The organism is Achromobacter sp. UBA5777, from assembly GCF_002418565.1.
Classification (GTDB): Bacteria; Pseudomonadota; Gammaproteobacteria; order Burkholderiales; family Burkholderiaceae_B; genus Achromobacter; species Achromobacter animicus.
The window spans coordinates 1-5000 of record NZ_DIEJ01000001.1; the positions used below are offsets into that span (position 1 = coordinate 1).

The window sequence follows — 5000 nt, forward strand, 5'->3', positions numbered from 1 at the left end:
TCCCTTTTGGGGGTCCGCCCTGCTGGATCCCGCCCCCTCCCGCCCGCTGCTGCCGCCCGCCCCGGGCGCCGCCGCCGACGCCCCGCCGGTCTATGCGCCCGCGGTGCGGTCCGCGCTGGACGGCCTGTTGGCCGGCACCGTGCTCACGCGCCCCGAAAAAACCTATTCCGAACCGCTGGCCGCGCATCAGTTCACCAAAGAGACCATGCTGGTCGACGACAAGCCGGTGCGCGATTTTCCGCGGCTGCGCGGGGCGGCGCTGCACCTGACCGATCCCGAGAAAGAGCGCGGCGGCGATATCGCCATGCGGCTGGGATGGGGCCTGGCCGCGGGGCTGGCCGTCGCGTTGGCCGGCGCCGTCCTGCTGTTTGCCTGCCTGACGCGCGCCACCGGTTCGGCGTCCCATGCCGCCGAGGAATTGCTGGCCGGCCGCGCCGACATTCCCTGGCGCGCCATGACGATCACCTTCGCCCTGTTGTGCCTGACCGTGGGGGCGCTGGCCGGGCTGTCCACCGGCTATCACGCGCTGGGCACCGACCGCATCGGCAACGACGTGCTGTGGCAGGCGCTAAAAAGCATCCGCACCGCGCTCGTCATCGGCAGCCTCACCACGCTGGCGATGCTGCCGCCGGCCATCATTTTCGGGATCGCGGCCGGGTACTTCAAGGGCAAGGTCGACGACGCCATCCAGTACCTGTACACCACCATCACATCGATCCCCGGCGTGCTGCTAGTGGCCGCCTGCGCGCTGATGATGCAGGTGTACATCGACAACCATTCCGACCTCTTCGACACCTCGGCGGCACGCGCCGACCTGCGGCTGTTCCTGTTGTGCATGATCCTGGGCCTGACCGGCTGGGCAGGGCTGTGCCGCCTGCTGCGCGCCGAAACGCTCAAGCTGCGCGAACTGGAGTACGTGCAGGCCGCGCGTGCATTTGGCGTGTCGCACTGGCGCATCATGACGCGCCACCTGCTGCCCAACGTGGCCCATCTGGTGCTGATCACCGTGGTGCTGGAATTCTCGGGCCTGGTGCTTTACGAGGCCGTGCTGTCCTACCTGGGCATCGGCGTGGATCCCAGCATGAATTCCTTCGGCTCGATGATCGACGGCGCGCGGCTCGAAATGTCGCGCGATCCCATGATCTGGTGGAATCTGATGACCGCTTTCCTCTTCATGCTGGCGCTGGTGCTGGCCGCCAACCTGTTCGCGGATGCGGTGCGCGACGCCTTCGATCCGCGCACGCGGCGCTACAAGCCCAGCCGCCTGGCGCGCCTGGGCTTTCTTGGCCGCCGTCCGGAAGCCATGCTGGCGGCGGACGGCCGCGCCTCCAAGACCGGAGAGGCGCCATGAGCTACGACACCCCTTTGCTGACCGTAAACGGCCTGGACGTCGACGTCGCGGGCGAAAGCGGCATGACGCATGCGGTCAAGCGCCTGCAACTGGCGATCTCCCAGCGCGAGACCTTCGCGCTGGTGGGCGAATCGGGCTGCGGCAAGAGCATGACCGCGCTGGCGCTGTTGCGGCTGCTGCCGGACGCCGGACGCATCGTGGGCGGGCAGATCGACCTGGATGGCGAAGACCTCAACCGCCTGCCGGAAAGCGCCATGCGCGGCGTGCGCGGCGGGCGCATCGGCATCATCTTCCAGGAACCGTCCACCAGCCTGAATCCGGTCATGCGCGTGGGCGACCAGATCATCGAGACGCTGACGGCTCACACGCCGCTGCGCGGGGCCGCAGCGCGGGCGCGGGCCATCGACTGGCTGCGCCGGGTAGGCATTCCCGATCCCGACCGCCGCATCGACGACTATCCGTTCCAGTTTTCCGGTGGCCAGAAGCAGCGCGTCATGATCGCCATCGCGCTGGCAGCCGAGCCCGTGCTGCTGATCGCCGACGAGCCGACCACCGCGCTGGACGTGACGGTGCAGGCGCAGGTGCTGGACCTTTTGGCCAGCATCCAGCAGGAAATGGGCATGGCCGTCCTGCTGATCACGCACGACCTGGCCGTGGTCAAGAACGTGGCGCATCACGTCGCCCTGATGCGCAGCGGCGAGATCGTCGAAAGCGCCAGCGCCGAGGAATTCTTCCGCGCGCCGCGCCATCCGTATGCCAAGCAACTCTTCGAAGCCATCCCCACCTTCGACAAACGTGGCGTGCCGCTGACCGAACAGGGCCGGGCCGTGGCCGCGCAGCAGCGCCAGCAGGCCGGGCCGGACCGCACGGCGGGCGTGGTGCTGGATGTGCAGGATCTGAAGGTCCATTACCCGGTACGCAAGGGGCCGCTGCGCCGCATCGTGTCATGGGTCAAGGCCGTGGACGGCGTGACCTTCACGCTGCGCGCGGGCGAAACGCTGGCGCTGCTGGGCGAATCCGGCTGCGGCAAGACCACCACTGGCAAGGCCTTGCTGCGGCTGATCGACGGCGCGCGCATTTCGGGCCGCGCCATGCTGCAAGGCCAGGACCTGTTGACCGCCGACCGCCGCCAGTTGCAGCGGCTGCGGCAGGACATCCAGATCGTGTTCCAGGACCCGTATGCCTCGCTGGATCCGCGCATGCGCATCGGCGAGATCCTGGACGAGGGTCTGGCGTCGCTCAAGCGCGGCATGAGCCGCCAGGACCGCGAGAAGCACGCCGCGCAGCTCATCGAGCGGGTCGGGTTGCCCGCCAACACGCTGACGCGTTATCCGCATGAATTCTCGGGCGGACAGCGCCAGCGCATCGCCATTGCGCGCGCGCTGGCGGTCGAACCCAAGGTGCTGATCTGCGACGAGCCCACGTCGGCGCTGGATGTGTCGGTGCAGGCGCAGATCCTGGATCTGCTGCGCGAGCTGCAGGCCGATCTGGGCATCGCGTATCTCTTCATCACCCACAACTTCGGGGTGGTCGAGTATCTGGCGGACCGCATCGCGGTCATGGACAAGGGCCGCATCGTTGAGCTGGGTCAGGCCGAGTCGGTCTTGCTGGCGCCGCGCCAGGAAGTCACGCGCCGGCTGCTGGCCGCGGTGCCGCGTCTGCACTTCGGGCCGCCTGACGCGGACTGATCCATCTCACGCTGCGTGAATGAATTAAAGCCGGATCCGGCCGAGGTGGCCGGATCCGGTGAAGGACATACGCCAGCGACTGCGCGACCTGCAGTGCCAGATCGACGCCCTGCAGGCGCAACAGGCGCTGGTCGGCAGCCCGGTGGCGCAAACCCGGGCCAAATGGCGCGCCTTCTTGTACTCTTGCTGTTGCACCCCATATAGACGCCATGGCTCTGAAAGTTTTTGACCTCCAGTGCGACCACGACCACATCTTTGAAGGGTGGTTCGGGTCGCACGAAGACTACGACGCGCAACAAGCGCGCGGCCTTGTCACGTGCCCCGTCTGCGGGTCCGCCACCATCACCAAGCGCCTGTCCGCGCCCCGGCTGAACGTGGCCCACCTGCACGCGCCCGCGGCCAAGCCGCTCGTGCCGGCCGGCGCGTCCGACGCTGAAAAGATGGCGGCCCTGCAGGCCGCCGTCATGCGCCAGGTTCGCGCGCTGGTGCGCAGCACCGAAAACGTCGGCCCCCGCTTCGCGGAAGAAGCGCGCCGCATCCACGAAGGCGATGCCGACGACCGCCCCATCCGCGGCACCGCCACGGTGGAAGAACGCGAAGCCCTGGCCGAGGACGGCATCGAGGTCATGGCCGTGCCGGATTTTCTGGACGACGAACGGCTGCAATAGCGGGTCGAGGTGTCCGGCTCTCCTGGCTGGATGATCTGCAGTTTGAAGCAGCGTCTCAAAGGGTGTCAGACACCTTGCCACCCACCACCCGAAAAAAAAGCCAGACCGAATGGTCTGGCTTTTTTGCGCTGAGCCGGATCAGTTGTTGACGCGGCTGCGGTATTCGTTGGTGCGGGTGTCGATTTCGATCTTGTCGCCGATGGCGCAGAACAGCGGCACGTTCAGTTCGTAGCCGGTGTTGATCTTGGCCGGCTTGGTCACCTTGCCCGAGGTATCGCCACGGACGGCGGGTTCGGTGTAGGTGATTTCGCGCACGAGCGTGGTGGGCAGTTCAACCGAGATGGCGCGGCCGTCGTAGAAGACCACTTCCACGGGCATCGCTTCTTCCAGGTAGTTGAGCGCGTCGCCCATGCTTTCGGCTTCGATTTCGTACTGGTTGTACTCTTCGTCCATGAAGACGTACATCGGGTCGCCGAAGTAGGAATACGTGCATTCCTTGCGATCCAGTTGAACGACTTCGAACTTTTCGTCGGCCTTGTAGACCGATTCGCTGGCCGAGGCGGTCAAGAGGTTCTTGAACTTCAGCTTGACCACGGCGGCGTTACGGCCAGACTTGTTGTATTCGGCCTTCTGGACCACGAGGGGATCCTTGCCGACCATGACCACGTTTCCGACTCGCAATTCCTGAGCGGTTTTCATCGATAAAACTCCGGGGGTGATGGGTGCACTCGCCGTGCTTGCATAAGCCGCGTGAGGCTTTGCACACCCCGGGAGGCGTCATAGTTGAGGCCCGACAGATTCAGGGCAACTCAGAAAACTCTCTATTCTAACGTTTCTTGGCCAACTCTGCGCAAAACGTGGCCAGATTTTCGGCCAGGCCGGGCAGGGCCGACTGGCTGGCGTTCCAGTGGCGGGCTGCGTCGGACCACGCGCGCCAGGCGTCGGGCGCCAGCGCGGCGGTGACGGCCCGGGCCGTGCGGCCGGGTTCGGACTCGTTCCAGGTGCGGATCAGCGCATGCGCCGTTTCGGGGGCCGGATAGCGCGCCAGCCAGGCTTCCAGCTTTTCAAGATGGACGTTTTCGTCCTGCGGGTAGATCTGCCAGACCAGCGGCCGGGCGGCCCAGGCGGCCCGCACGAAGGAATCTTCGCCGCGCACGAAATTCAAGTCCGCGCACCACAGCAGGCGGTCGTAATCGGGCTGAGCCAGAAAGGGCAGCCGGACGACGTGCGGGCAGCCAGCCGACTGGCAGGCCGCTTCCAGCCCGGGCGCCACGCCCTGCGGCACCAGCATTA

General features: G+C 66.5%; 5 protein-coding genes. 3 read left to right on the plus strand and 2 right to left on the minus strand.

Translation table 11 applies throughout. The features are described from left to right. From B3446_RS00005 to B3446_RS00015, 3 genes are all read left to right on the plus strand, one after another. Window positions 1-1351 (plus strand): ABC transporter permease (locus B3446_RS00005; protein ID WP_291375980.1); only part of this gene is annotated, 1351 nt, incomplete at its 5' end. Then, window positions 1348-3039 carry an ABC transporter ATP-binding protein gene (locus B3446_RS00010; RefSeq protein ID WP_175126143.1) on the plus strand — a complete coding sequence of 564 codons (1692 nt, stop codon included), beginning with the start codon at window positions 1348-1350 and terminating at the stop codon, window positions 3037-3039. The genes B3446_RS00005 and B3446_RS00010, both read left to right, overlap by 4 nt. Before the next feature lie 209 nt (window positions 3040-3248). Then, window positions 3249-3707, plus strand: coding sequence for a DUF1178 family protein (locus B3446_RS00015; protein WP_191575782.1), 459 nt, complete (start codon window positions 3249-3251; stop codon window positions 3705-3707). Between the two features lie 138 nt (window positions 3708-3845). On the opposite strand, the gene efp is transcribed toward B3446_RS00015, so the two are convergent. Further along, the gene (gene efp, locus B3446_RS00020) at window positions 3846-4406 is read right to left on the minus strand and encodes an elongation factor P (protein ID WP_006225610.1); all 561 of its coding nucleotides are present in this window, start codon (window positions 4404-4406) and stop codon (window positions 3846-3848) included. 127 nt (window positions 4407-4533) lie between these two features. Further along, a partial coding sequence (earP, locus tag B3446_RS00025) for an elongation factor P maturation arginine rhamnosyltransferase EarP (RefSeq protein ID WP_291376007.1) occupies window positions 4534-5000 on the minus strand: 467 nt, incomplete at its 5' end.